This is a genomic window from Mycobacterium sp. TH-M106 (assembly GCF_057473765.1).
Window position 1 is genome coordinate 1 of record NZ_JBYCLE010000053.1, and the last position, 12,265, is coordinate 12,265.

Annotated in this window: 12 protein-coding genes and 2 pseudogenes; 6 read left to right on the top strand and 8 right to left on the bottom strand. The window is 66.0% G+C overall.

Features of this window, described 5'->3' with window-relative positions; translation table 11 throughout:
• From AC2VOP_RS01740 to AC2VOP_RS01750, 3 genes and pseudogenes are all read right to left on the bottom strand, one after another.
• Positions 1–548: pseudogene (locus tag AC2VOP_RS01740) on the bottom strand (hypothetical protein); the annotation flags it as partial.
• 83 nt (positions 549–631) lie between these two features.
• Positions 632–1,276 carry an IS3 family transposase gene (locus AC2VOP_RS01745; protein WP_486959363.1) on the bottom strand — a complete coding sequence of 215 codons (645 nt, stop codon included), beginning with the start codon at positions 1,274–1,276 and terminating at the stop codon, positions 632–634.
• Between the two features lie 2 nt (positions 1,277–1,278).
• Entirely contained in the window at positions 1,279–1,575 is a 297-nt protein-coding gene (locus tag AC2VOP_RS01750; RefSeq protein ID WP_486959364.1) for a transposase, read from the bottom strand.
• A 48-nt stretch (positions 1,576–1,623) separates the two neighbouring features.
• On the opposite strand from AC2VOP_RS01750, the pseudogene AC2VOP_RS01755 reads away from it, so the two are divergent.
• Positions 1,624–2,535 (top strand): annotated as a pseudogene (locus tag AC2VOP_RS01755) (IS110 family RNA-guided transposase); the annotation flags it as partial.
• 328 nt (positions 2,536–2,863) lie between these two features.
• On the opposite strand, the gene AC2VOP_RS01760 reads toward AC2VOP_RS01755, so the two are convergent.
• Both AC2VOP_RS01760 and AC2VOP_RS01765 read right to left on the bottom strand, forming a co-directional pair.
• Positions 2,864–3,913: a transposase gene (locus AC2VOP_RS01760; RefSeq protein WP_486959365.1), complete on the bottom strand. Its 1,050-nt coding sequence runs from the start codon at positions 3,911–3,913 to the stop codon at positions 2,864–2,866.
• Positions 3,914–3,921: 8 nt separating this feature from the next.
• Positions 3,922–4,248: a helix-turn-helix domain-containing protein gene (locus tag AC2VOP_RS01765; RefSeq protein WP_486959366.1), complete on the bottom strand. Its 327-nt coding sequence runs from the start codon at positions 4,246–4,248 to the stop codon at positions 3,922–3,924.
• A gap of 87 nt (positions 4,249–4,335) precedes the next feature.
• Here AC2VOP_RS01765 and AC2VOP_RS01770 point away from each other — a divergent pair, with 87 nt between their 5' ends.
• On the top strand, positions 4,336–4,881 hold the full coding sequence (locus AC2VOP_RS01770; protein WP_486959367.1) for a GNAT family N-acetyltransferase: 546 nt from the start codon (positions 4,336–4,338) through the stop codon (positions 4,879–4,881).
• Between the two features lie 574 nt (positions 4,882–5,455).
• On the opposite strand, the gene AC2VOP_RS01775 is transcribed toward AC2VOP_RS01770, so the two are convergent.
• Positions 5,456–6,673, bottom strand: a complete 1,218-nt coding sequence (locus AC2VOP_RS01775) for a helix-turn-helix domain-containing protein (protein ID WP_486959368.1) — start codon at positions 6,671–6,673, stop codon at positions 5,456–5,458.
• Positions 6,660–7,001, bottom strand: coding sequence for a putative quinol monooxygenase (locus AC2VOP_RS01780; RefSeq protein ID WP_486959369.1), 342 nt, complete (start codon positions 6,999–7,001; stop codon positions 6,660–6,662). Before AC2VOP_RS01780 ends, AC2VOP_RS01775 begins: the two co-directional genes overlap by 14 nt.
• Before the next feature lie 135 nt (positions 7,002–7,136).
• Between AC2VOP_RS01780 and AC2VOP_RS01785 the strand changes: the two genes are divergently transcribed.
• The 4 genes from AC2VOP_RS01785 to AC2VOP_RS01800 all read left to right on the top strand — a co-directional run bounded on the left by AC2VOP_RS01785 (position 7,137) and on the right by AC2VOP_RS01800 (position 10,935).
• Complete coding sequence (locus tag AC2VOP_RS01785) at positions 7,137–7,481, top strand: SCO3933 family regulatory protein (protein ID WP_486959370.1); 345 nt, start codon at positions 7,137–7,139, stop codon at positions 7,479–7,481.
• 96 nt (positions 7,482–7,577) lie between these two features.
• The gene (locus AC2VOP_RS01790; protein ID WP_486959371.1) at positions 7,578–9,026 is read left to right on the top strand and encodes an FtsK/SpoIIIE domain-containing protein; all 1,449 of its coding nucleotides are present in this window, start codon (positions 7,578–7,580) and stop codon (positions 9,024–9,026) included.
• 23 nt (positions 9,027–9,049) lie between these two features.
• Entirely contained in the window at positions 9,050–10,663 is a 1,614-nt protein-coding gene (locus tag AC2VOP_RS01795; protein WP_486959373.1) for a replication initiator, read from the top strand.
• Entirely contained in the window at positions 10,663–10,935 is a 273-nt protein-coding gene (locus AC2VOP_RS01800; RefSeq protein WP_486959372.1) for a hypothetical protein, read from the top strand. The genes AC2VOP_RS01795 and AC2VOP_RS01800 overlap by 1 nt, the downstream gene beginning before the upstream one ends.
• Here AC2VOP_RS01800 and AC2VOP_RS01805 read toward each other — a convergent pair.
• Positions 10,857–12,260 (bottom strand): recombinase family protein, encoded by a 1,404-nt coding sequence (locus AC2VOP_RS01805; RefSeq protein WP_486959374.1) that lies wholly within the window; start codon positions 12,258–12,260, stop codon positions 10,857–10,859. The genes AC2VOP_RS01800 and AC2VOP_RS01805 overlap by 79 nt on opposite strands.
• Positions 12,261–12,265 lie beyond the last annotated feature (5 nt).

Consider the following 12,265-nt stretch of genomic DNA (forward strand, 5'->3'; position numbering starts at 1 on the left):
TGCATGGTCTTGGTCACAAAACACTCCTTCTGTCCGCCCAACGGCGGTCCGATGATGGACCACCCCGGACTTACACAGATGGAATGACACGCCCCGATGCCTCGTGATTCGAGGAAACACAAATAGCCGCGGGCGACCCGCCCGTACGCCTCTCGCGTGGCAGCGGCCAGATCGCGCTCGGCCATGTCCGTTTCCCACGACGCGGCCAGGGTCGTGAACTGCGGCGATGTCGGCCTTGGGCCGCCGCCACCCCGGGTGCGCATCGACAGATCCACCCTGCTCGTCGTGACATACGAGTCGAACAGGGCTACCAGTCGCCGATAATCGTGCATCCGCTGCCTGCTGAACCGGCCGGTGCGCGGGCTCGTCGTCAACTCCGCGAACCGTGCTCCCATCTCGATCGAGTACTCATCCGTCCCGCACGTCGTCGCAAAGCAGGTCAGCGCCTTGATGCTCTTCGAATAGTTGTAGATCGTCGACTCCATGTAGCCGGCCGAACGCAACTTGGCAACAACAACCGCGCCGATCCCAGTGATCGTCGTATCCATCGCCGTCTCCTTCCCATAGGGGCATGGACACGACAAACGCTAACCAGGCAGCGAAACGTTAAGCCGGAGAAAAACACGAAACATCAAGCAGCACAACATGGCTTAGAGTCCCTCGGCTTAACGAAAACCTCGGCATAATCGGTGTGCAAGATGACCCCGGCGACCTCCTGTCTTCCGCCGCGAACCGCGACCGCCATCGACAACGCGCCGTAGGCCAGCTCGGCGTCGTGGCGCTCACCGATCGCGAACCCGACGATGCGCCGTGAGGCCACATCGAGCACCGAATCCAACTGGAGCTTGCCCTCGTCGGTGGGCACTTCGGTACCGTCGCCGTACCACTTGCCATTGAGCTGTTGCGCGGCGAACTTGCGTTTAACCAGGTCAGGTGCTCGCCACCGGCCTTTGCCTGCCCGGGTGTTATGCCGGCGGCGCCGTTTGGGGCGAGCCACCCAGCCCTGCTCACGCATGATCTTGGCGACGGTGTTGACACTGATGCTCCAGCCCTCCTCGCGAAGGTCAGCACAGATCCGCGGGGATCCGTATTTTCCCTTGTGTGCGGCGAACAGCCGCCCGATGTTGGTGGTCAGTGCCTTGCGGCGGGCGTGCCGTGGTGAGGCGTCGCCGTGGCGCCACTTGTAAAACCATGACTGCGAGATCCCCAACGCCCGGCATGTCGTGGCGTGCGCGATGCCGTAGTGTGCCCTCTGGGAGTCGATGAACCGCGACATCTCTACCGGCCCATCGCTTCTCGAACCCAAAGGGCGCATGAGCGCTTGAGCACATCACGCTGCATCGCCAGCTCCGCATTCTCCCTTCGCAGCCGGATCAACTCCTGGCGTTCGGACTCACTCAACTCATCGTCACCGCCGACCCGGCGCCGCCGCTCCTGGGCGCACCAGTGACCCAGCGTGCCCTCGTGGATCCCGAGCTCCCGGGCCACCTGCGCGATCGACTTGCCGGTCTCCCGCACGATCCGCACCGCACCAGCCTTGAAGTCCTCATCGAACTTCCGCCTGTTTGCTGCCATCGCCGCCTCCTCAATAGCGACATCTCCACGCTACGAGGGGAAACCCATTTCGGTGTTGAGGTGGTGTGGGCGATCGAGGATTGTCGGCACCTGTCGGCGCGGTTGGAGCGTGACCTGATGGGCTTTGGTCAGTCGGTGGTGCGGGTGCCGCCGAAATTGATGGCCCAGAGTCGGGCCAGTGCGCGTACGCGGGGTAAGTCTGATCCGATCGACGCGTTAGCCGTGGCGCGGGCTTTTCTGCGTGAGCCTGATCTGCCGGTCGCCGCCCATGACGAGGTGTCGCGGGAGTTGAAGTTGTTGGTGGATCGTCGCGAAGTCCTTGTGGCGCAACGCACGGCGACCATTAACCGGCTGTTGTGGCGGGTGCATGAGCTCGACCCCGACCACGCGCCGAAGGCCCGTTCGCTGGATTTGGCGAAGCATCGCCGCATCCTCGGTGATTGGTTGGCCACTCTGCCTGGCCTGGTCGCTGAATTGGCCCGCGACGAGCTGGCCGACATCACCCGGCTCACCGAGACCATCAACGCCTTGGCCAAGCGCATCGGACAGCGAGTTCGCGACGTCGCCGCGGTGCTGCTTTCTCTTCCGGGCTGCGGGGAGCTGACCGCGGCTAAACTGGTCGGAGAAACTGCCGGGGTGACCCGGTTTAAAAGCGAGGCGGCTTTTGCCCGCCATGCCGGTGTGGCACCCGTGCCGGTGTGGTCGGGAAACACCGCCGGGCGGGTGCGCATGACCCGTTCGGGCAACCGCCAACTTAACGCTGCCTTGCACCGCATCGCCGTCACCCAAATCCGCCTCGATGGCCTCGGACAGGCCTACTACCGCCACCGCATTGCTGCCGGCGACTCGAAAACCGAAGCTTTGCGCTGCCTCAAACGCCGCCTATCCCGCGTCGTCTTCCACCACCTCCAAACCGATGAACAACATCGTCAAAAGCCTTGCCAACCGGCAGCGGCTTGACATAGGAGAAACACGTGGTCTCCCGGAGATGTTAGGCTGCGGCTAAAAAGCCGCACCCGTGTAGCGAAAGACACGCCTGAGTTGCGCGGATGTCGAACAGCGGTCGACATGTGATTGTTTACTCCAGACGGACGGCCAGGCGGCATGATGGCGACGAGTTCGGCTAATCGCGGTGTGGGTAAGACGAGCAGCGGGTCAGATGTATCTCGCGAGCGCTCGCCGCCAGCAAACTGGCAGGCTACTTGTCGCGATACCCATCTGCAGCGGCCCCGAAGTGACTGAGGCGTTTCTGACTTAACCGCAGAGGTGGTGTGAGAAATTACCCAACTCATGGCGTCTCTCCGGTGGGGTTGGTGCTGGTTCGGCGATGGTAGTCGATGCGTTGCTGGCGGGCGCGTTCAAGTCCGTCGCGGCGGGCTTGGCGAATGGCTTCGCCGCGACCGGTGTGCTCATCATCGGGGGTCACGTAGCCGATCGCTTCGTGCAGCCGTACGGAATTGTATTCCGTTCGTACTCTGGTTAGTTCGGCTTCCAGCAGCGTCGGGTCAGTGATGGTCTCCAGGTGTGGCCACTCGGCTTTGATGTGGCCGAAGAACGATTCGATCCACGCCTGATCCTGCGGCACGCCGGGACGGCCATGGTGGCAGACGATGGCCATCAGAGCCATGAAGGCGCGGGTGTCGTGGGCGGTCATCGGCGGCCCGTTATCGCTGACGGCAAGCAGGATCGGCCGGCGGGGGTCCTCGGGATCGAGGTCGAGGCGCTCGTCGGTGAGCAGCTCCAGCAGCCCCTCGATTGCCAGGGCGTGCTCGAAGAGCACCTGCACCTGGGTGGCGGTTTCCTCCACGCTGACCAGGGTGTCGATCCACTTGCGGCTGACCAGGTCCACGATCGCGAAGCAGACGCGGCGAGCCCGGGTGAAATGCGTTGCATCCCAGATCCAGATCCGATTCGGCGCCCACACCAGCCAGTCCGGCCACGGCCGCTTCTCGCTGCGCGAGCGGGGCGCCGGTTCGGGCAGCGACAGGCCGTGCTCGACCAGCACCCGGCGGAAGGTGGACGGCGACACCCACACCAGATGCTCATAGGAGCCGCGGTGGGCCAGCTTGCGATGCGAGCGGTCGACCGGCCCCCAGCGTTCGGCGATATCAAGGATCGTGGCGATCTCCTGCGGCAGCAGCGCGTGCACCGGATGCCCGCCCGGCGCCTTATCGACCAGGGTGCCGGCGTCGCGCCGGCGCGCCCGCCACCGATGCACCCGCTGGTCAGAAACCTGCCACAGCGAGCATGCCCAGGTGTGGGCGAACCCGGCCGCGACCGCGTCGTCGACCGTCTTTAAGACCAGCTCCTTGACCTCGGCGGGGACCCGCGCCGGCACCGGTCCAGTTAGCCCCAACCGGATTTTCCCCGCACGACCGCCAGCTCGATGGCTTGGGCCTTGACCGCCTCGGTGAGCTGGACAATCTCGGCTCGGGCGGCTTCGAGCTGCCAATCGCGCTGGGTTCCAGGACGGCCGGGCTTGCGGGCCAACGCCGCCAACGCGGCGTCTTTGACCGTGCGCCGGATCCCAATCACCGTCGACACATCCACCTGCCACCTGCGGGCGGCCTCGGCCTGGGTGATCTCGCCCGATGTCACCTGCAAGAAGATCTCCCATTTCGTCTCCGCCGACAACTTCCGCGGCCGTCGTCGATCGTTGCTGGACTCCGCCATGAACTACTCCTCTCGGATCACCCGAGAAGACTGCCAGCATTGGGTAATTTCTCAGCCCCATCTCTGCGGCGAAGTCAGACGCAAACCATGACGGCGCGGATTGGTTTCAGGCTGTTGGTCGGTGATGACCTGAAGTCCTGCATCTCGATGCGGCGGTTCACCACTGATCTGACTAGTGTCTATCCCGTGGTGTATGTCCAGGAGATTTGTGAGGGCCATACGGCGCAAGCCGCCGTTCCGATGCTGGTGCTGCGGCCTCGTTGGAAAACCAGCGAAGCGCTAGTCGAATTCATCGATAAGCGGCTTCGGCGGGACGGCTATCGACTAGTCGGCGTGTTCGAGAATGATGCGAACGCAGCGTTGTCGGTGATCGGTTTCCGCGAGTCGTGGTCGACGGCGTGGGGCCACTATCTCTACGTTGACGACGTCTCCACCGTCGCGAATGCTCGCGGCCGCGGGTACGCCGATATGCTCATGCAGTGGGTCATCGAAGAGGCTGAACGACTGCATTGCGAAGCGGTTCACCTGGATTCCGGTGTTGGCGAAGACCGAGTAGCAGCCCATCGGCTTTACATGAGAAATCATCTGCACATCAACGCGCATCATTTTGCTCGTGCGGTTCCAAGCCGGTGATGGAGGCTGCTGGGCGGGCGTTGCTACGGGCAAGTCGGTAGGCGGTGCTGCCCGCCTGGTGTCCTGCTTGAAAAGGTTGATCGGCCCGCGACGACCAGTTTGCCTGTCATCGTTCAAGGTAGTGCACACGCGGAAGCGGCTTTGATCGCGATGGCCGAAGAACCTGGATAGCAGTAAAGAAAGTTCTCACGTGCGAGGTCAGGGGCTGTTTCTGATGTGGTCGGTGGCCTGCGTTGAGGCCGCGAGGCCGTCCCCGGGCTGGGGCACTGTCGGTGTGTGCGGTCACCGGGGGCGTTGCCCGGCAGTGTGGAGTTCTCACACGGTGGACTGACGGCTGGTTGGCGGGCGGCGGACGTAGGGCGCAGTGGAGCGACCGGCGCGGACGGGAGCGCCAGCGGACGGAAGCGAAGGGAGCGCAGCACAGCCCGGAGGTAGCCGCCCGCACTGTGGATCGGCTCGGGTGGGCGTTGTGCTGCGGGGGCTGCGCGCTGCAGGATGAATGGCCGCGGTGGCAGCGTTCGTTGGGCGGGGGAAAAATGGCTGGTGTGTCGGGGCGGTGCAGCATCGGAGCCGGTCAGCCGTAGAGGCGTTGGCGGAGTTCACGCAGGCCGGATAGGCGTGGGCGTCGGTGCAGGGCTTCGATGTCGTCGATGAGTTCGGCGACGCGCGGTGATTCGGCGAGTTCTTCGACGGCGATCTGTTCGGCTTTGATCAGGGCCAGCAGTGCGCCGCGCCCGGAGCGGGTCAGCAGGTGAGCGCGGGCGATGTCGATGAGGTAGCGGGCTTGGCGTTCGGGTGAGAGCTGCTCGGGGTGGCGGACGTGGGCGGCGCGGTCGAGGGCTTGTTGTCCGTTGCCGAGTTCGACCGCGACCCCCACGGCGTGCATGGCCACGTTGGTGGGTCCGAATTCGGTGTCGTGGTGGTTGCGGTCGGCGCCCAGGACGGCGGCGAGCCGGCGTGCCACCGTCAGGCATTGTTCGGCGTCCTCGGTGTTGGCGTCGCGGGCGTGCAAAATCGCCAACAGCAGCGCGCTGGAACCCACCAGCGAGATGAGGCCGTGATCGCCGGCCGCGATGATGGTGTCGTGGCGTTGGGTGGCTTGGGTTAAGACGTGGCGGGCTAGTGCTTGTTCGCTGGAGTCGAGCAGGGTGCGGGCCATGCGCAGTTGACCGGCCAGGATCAGAGCGGGGTTGTGGGTTCGTTCGGCGGCGGCGATGGCGCGGTCGGCGGCGACCCATCCCGCACCACGGTCACCGACTTTGACCAGCATCGCTGCGGCGGCTTGATAGGTCTGGGCGAGCAGCGAAAGAAGTTCGGGGCGTTGAGTTTTCGCCGCGGTGCGGCTGGCGATTTCCAGCTCACTGATCAGGGCGGCGATGGCTGGCCCCATGTCGCGGTAGGCGCTGGCGTGGATGCGCTCCCAGACGTGGTGGGTGCGCTGTCGCAGTGATTCCACATCGCAGGGTGGCCCGTCGGCTACCGGTGTGATGATGCTGTCGGGAGCAGGGTGCCCGGCGATGGCCAGACGAAGCCGCTCCACGTAGGGCCGGTTGCGGGCGGTCTCGGCGTCGGGTCCCAGGGCAGCCTCGATGAGCTCCTGTAACGGCGCGCCCAGCACCGCGGCCAGCCGTTGTATGACGGTGAGGTCGTTCAGCGGTATTTCGCCGCGTTCGATCTGGGAGACCCAGCTGGCCGATTTGTGCATGTGGTCGGCGAGGCGCTTGCGGGACCAGTTCTTTGCTTCTCGGTAGGTACGAACCAGGTCGCCGGGGGTGGGGTCAGCGCGGGGCACCGTCGCCTCGAAAGGGCTGCCCGTTGACCGCACCGACAACGGGGGTAAGTGTCCACACGTCGGGTGGGCCGGCCAGGTGCTGGGTTCGCTCGGCCAGGAACCGGCGGGTGTGCGGCGCGGCTTCGTGGGCTTGGAAGGCGTCGTGGTTGCGGTAGCACTCGTAGAACACCCGCACGCTGGGCTCGCCGGCCTGGGTGTGGCTGGCATAGACGATCGTGTCGGGTTCCTCGGTAGTGATCGCGGCCAGCGTGTGGGCGACGAGGGCGTCGAAGGCGTCCTCGTGTCCTGCGCGAATAGTGAACCTGACCAGCAGTGCGAACAATTCCATCCCGCACAGTTTTGCACAGCCGTGCTGTGTGTTTTAGTCCTCCGTTCTCGACCTTGGCTGGTGCCGGGCTGCACTGGGTGGCGCGCCCAACAACACCGTTGGGCGGCTCACCCGAGAAGGCAGGACACATCAATCATGAAATTGCGAATCGAGACCACCGGCGTGACGTTTCTGTGCACCCGAATTCCGGAGCAGCGCACCAATTTCGACACCGGCGCCCCACGCATCGACAAGGCCACCGGGCAGGCGCTGTGGCTGGTGCAGTTGATCGCCCTGGACGCCACCGGCGGCGAGGTGCTAGCCGTCACCGTGGTCGGTGAGCCGAAAGTCACTGTCGGCCAACCCGTTGCGGTGTCGGGTCTGGTGGCGTTGCCGTGGTCACAGGACGGCCGCTCGGGCATCGCGTATCGCGCCGAGGCCATCACCGCCGCCGCCGATCCAGGTGCGCTCGCCGCGAAGGCGAGCCAGCAGGCCCGGTAACCGAAGGGCTGGCCCGGCAGCACCCGCACGAACGCGAGCTGTCGGGCCGGCCTCTCCGGCAACACCACAACCCGTCGCAATGGAAAGCGTGCCCTCATGTCAAACACCTCAAACCCTAACAACCGCAACACTAATCAAGCATCTGATGACGACTGGATCGGCGAGCTGATCGTCGGACTGGTCAAAACCACCGGGCAGGTGCTGTGGTGGGCAATCCTGTTCCCCGTCCTCAGTATCCCGGTCATCGTCTCGATCTGGGTCGCCATCGGCCACGGCCCCCGCGCGGGCCTGCTCACCACCGGGCTGGCTGCCGCGGCCTATATCGGCTGGGCAGTCGTGGAGCCGTCCTCGTTTACCGCGTGGGTGAGCGACCCGGTGCGGCAGCGCTGGCTGTCGTGGTGGCGCTACCGCCGCACCTGGGAATCGATGTGCACCCTGCACGGTGTGACCGCCCGGCTCGGTGCACGCATCCTGGTCCCGGCCTTGCGGTCGGTGCGGATCGGCAATCACGCCGACGTTCTCATGGTGCGGGTGGTGGCGGGCCAGTCGATCACCGACTGGCAGAAACGTAGCGAGGCGCTGGCGGCGGCGTGGCGGGCCGAGCGGGTCACGATCCGCGCCACCGCCCCCGGCGAGCTGCGCATCATCATCAGTCGCGGTGACGTGCTGGCCCAACCCATCGCACTGCCGATGCCGACGCGAGCAACCCTGGTCGACCTGGCCGCGGTGCGGGTCGGGGTCACCGAGATGCGGACCTGGTGGCAGCTGCCCGTGTTGGGACAGCACATCCTGATCGCCGGTGCCACCGGAGCCGGCAAAGGCTCGGTGCTGTGGTCGCTGATCACCGGACTGGCGCCCCAGGTGGCGACCGGGCGGGTGCGGTTATGCGTGATCGACCCCAAAGGCGGCATGGAACTCGGTGCTGGCGCGCCGCTGTTTACCCGGTTCTGCCACCACACCGGCGAACCCACCCTGGAGCTGCTGCGCCAGCTGGTGGGGTTGATGCAGACCCGCGCCACCCGGCTGCGCGGGCACACCCGCCTGCACACCCCCACCCCGGCCGAACCGCTGATCGTGCTGATCATCGACGAGATCGCCGCCCTGACCGCCTACGTCACCGACCGCAAACTGCGCACCGAAATCGAACAGCTGCTGGGCCTGCTGCTCTCCCAGGGGCGTGCGGTCGGGATCTCGGTGGTGGCCGCGGTGCAAGACCCGGCCAAAGACACCCTGCCGGTGCGGCAGCTGTTCACTGTGCGCATCGGGCTGCGCATGACCGAAGCCACCCAAACCGCGATGGTATTGGGTCAAGGCGCCCGCGATGCCGGCGCCGAATGCGACCTCATCGCCGATGCCACCCCCGGTGTCGGCTACGTGATGATCGACGGCACCGCCGAACCGATACGGGTCCGGGCGTTTCACGTCACCGATCGCGACATCGCTGTCCTGGCCCGAACCTTTCCCGCGCCCCGCACCCGCACACCAGGCACCGCGGGAGACACCGCCCCTGGCACTAGCCAGCGTGGCAATAAGGGGCAGCGGTGAGCACCGTCGCGGCGGACAGCCCGATGATCGTGTTGCCGGGGCTACCGACCACCGCCGATGCCGATGCGGTGATCACCCAGATGCTGCGCCGCGCATCCTCGCCCGGTTTCGGGTCGTGGTGGCACCGCGCCGAATCGGTCGGGTTTTGCGCCCACCCCATCCAACTGTCGGGCGCCGACACCGGCGGGCGTCGACACACCGTGTGGACGCGCTGCAACAACCGCCGCGCGACGGTGTGCCCGTCATGCTCAGACCTGTATGCCCGTGACACCTGGCAACTCGTCCACGCCGGAGCCGCCGGCGGCCACCACAACATACCCGCCGAAGTCGCGGCCCGCCCGCAAGTGTTCGCCACCTTGACCGCGCCGAGCTACGGGGCGGTGCACAACGCCACCGGCACACCCTGCCACCCTCGCAAGGGCACTAGCTCGGCGGGCCACTGCCGGCACGCAAAATCGCTGCGTTGCAACACAACCCACGACATCAATGACCTCCTGGTAGGCCAACCATTGTGCCGGGACTGCTACGACTACCGTGGGCATGTCTTGTTCACGTGGCATCTGCCCGAGCTGTGGCGCCGGTTCACCATCGCACTAAGGCGTTCCGTCGCAACACAATTGAAAACGCTTGGGGTGAAGGCGGGTGCGGTGCGGGTCAGCTTCGTCAAAGTCGTGGAACTGCAAGCCCGCGCCATCCCCCACATCCATGCCCTGATTCGCCTGGACCCGCCACCAGACGACAACGACACCACCGGATCGGGTGACCACAACCGTTACAGCCCCGCCGCCCCGCGGGGTGGTGGGGAGCCCCGTCTGGTAGACGACCAGCACACCGGCTGGTCGTCACCGATCACCGCCGCCGAGCTGGCCGCGTTGATCCAACACGCTGCCGGTCGCGTCAGCATCGACGTGCCCGCCGGCGACGACGATTCCCCCAGCCAGGGCGGGGTGCGCACGGTGCGGTTCGGCACCCAAATTGACACCCAAGCATTGGAACCCGAAACTATCACGGCTACAGGCGATTCCGTGATAGCGGGAACCGCAACCGGCGCATCGTCGCGGCTTTCGCCGCGTCGGGTCGCGGCATATCTGGCGAAATACGTCACCAAATCCCTGCAGGACTTCGGGATCACCGCGCGCCGGCTGTCCGCCGAGGCGATCAGCGACCTGGATGTCAGCGAACACGTGCGGGCCATTCTGTCCACCATCGCCGGACTCGCCGAACACTCAGCGTCCGCGGGTCCGTCGTTGGCGGGGATCGGGCGCTGGCTGCACACCCTGGGCTACCGCGGTCACATCACCACCAAATCGCGGCACTACTCGACCACCATGGGCGCTCTGCGCGCCTCCCGCGCCAGCTGGACCCGCCGCCAGATAGCCAAACATTCACAGTCACAAGACGATCCACGATCGGCTCATTTCGCTGACGAGGTGACGGCAAGCACAAGCGGGCGACAGCAACCGATCCGCACCGATGAGATGCTGTGGGAGTTCGACCGCGCCGGACACACCAGCGCCGGGGACCGCGTCCTGGTCATCTCCGCAGCCCTGCGCCACATCAGCGCCCGCATCACCGGCATCACCGAATCCCGGACTGTCTGCACCCGCATCCCGCCGCCACCACGCGGGGCCAGGTGATGGCCACAACACCCCCGCCAGCGGCCGGCAACCACGATGCTGGCGCGGTCCCGCTGCACGAGCGCCCGGAGTTCACCGCCTGGCTGACCGGATCATGCGAACGCCAGAACCTGGCAGTCACCGTCACCGACCCGGCCGTCATCGCACGCATCGCCACCCTGCTCGGGGCGAACCCGAAGGGGCGGCCACCGGTTCAGACCCGCCACACCGGTGCCACCCGTCCGATGTCCAGGCTGCGTGAGCCGGGGGTGCCCGGTGCGATGACCGCGTGATCCAACACCGCCTTGATGATCGCCTGCTGGCGACCCAGATCCAGCCCGTCCCACCCGCTGCGCAGCGCACTACCGGTACCGGCCAGCTCGTAGACCGCGGTGGTGTCGGTGGCAGCGGCGATATCGCGGCGGGCCGCGGTGATGCGGTCGGTGATCGGATCACGGGCCGCGATCCACTCCCGCGCAGTGATCGCGCCGTCGGCATAGAGCCCGGCCAGCTCATCGAGGCGTTCTTGATCGGCGTCGACCTGAGCCGCCAGGGCGGCGACATCGGCGTCAGCGGTGGCTTTGCCCGCCAGCGCGTCCGCCAGCTGCGGAGAGTCCAGCCGCGCCAGCACCGCTTCGGTCAGAAGTTCTTCGACCGGGGCGGCGACCACGGTCAACCGGCCACAGCCACCATGATCCGGGCCTTTGAGGCACACGTACCGGCGTACTCGATTCTGCGGATTGCTGTGCCGGGCTTGGGAATACAAACGGTTGCCGCAACGCCCGCACCGCAACAACCCCGACAACAGGTAGGTGCGGGCGGTGCGGGTTTTGGTCACCGCACGGGCCGCCACGCGTTCCAGCACCCGATCCCGCTCGGCCGGGGTGATGATGGCGGGCCACACCGCCGCACCGATCACCTCACCACGGTGCTCCCGCAACCCGGCGATGCGGCCCGAGCACAGGATTTGGCGCACCGCCGTCGTCTGCCACGACGTCGCCACGCTCGGGGCGATCTGCGACTCGTTGAGCCAGATCGTCAACGATCGCAACGACTGCCCGGCAAGGTAACGGTCCACCATCTCGCGGATCACTGCGGCCTCCGACTCGCGCACAGTGATCTTGTCGGCCTCATACCCGAACGGACGTATAGACCCATGCGGCAACCCGGCCTGGGCGTTCTGCAACATCTTGCGGCGGATACGGGCCGACTTGCGGCCGGACTCCTTGGCGGCGAACGCGGCGAAAATCCGGGCCATGAACAATCCGTCATCATTACCGAGGTCGATGTCGGCGGTCACGGTCGCCAGATCGCGCACCCCCACCGACTCGCACAGCGTGACGAACTCTTCCAACTCCACCGGCCGGCGGTGCAGCCGGTCCAGGTTGTAGACGATCACCGCATCTCGGGCACCCGATGCCAGATCAGCCAACATCTGCGCGTACTGGCGGCGTGGCTTGCCGGAAAACGCCGACACGTCATTGTCGACATACTCGGCCCCGACCGGCCACCCCCGATCAGCAGCGAGCTTGCGGCAATCCTCCAACTGCCGCGCCACCCCCAACCCCGTGCCCTCGGCATCCGAGGAAATCCGGGCATAAATCGCCGCCGAGCACACCCCAA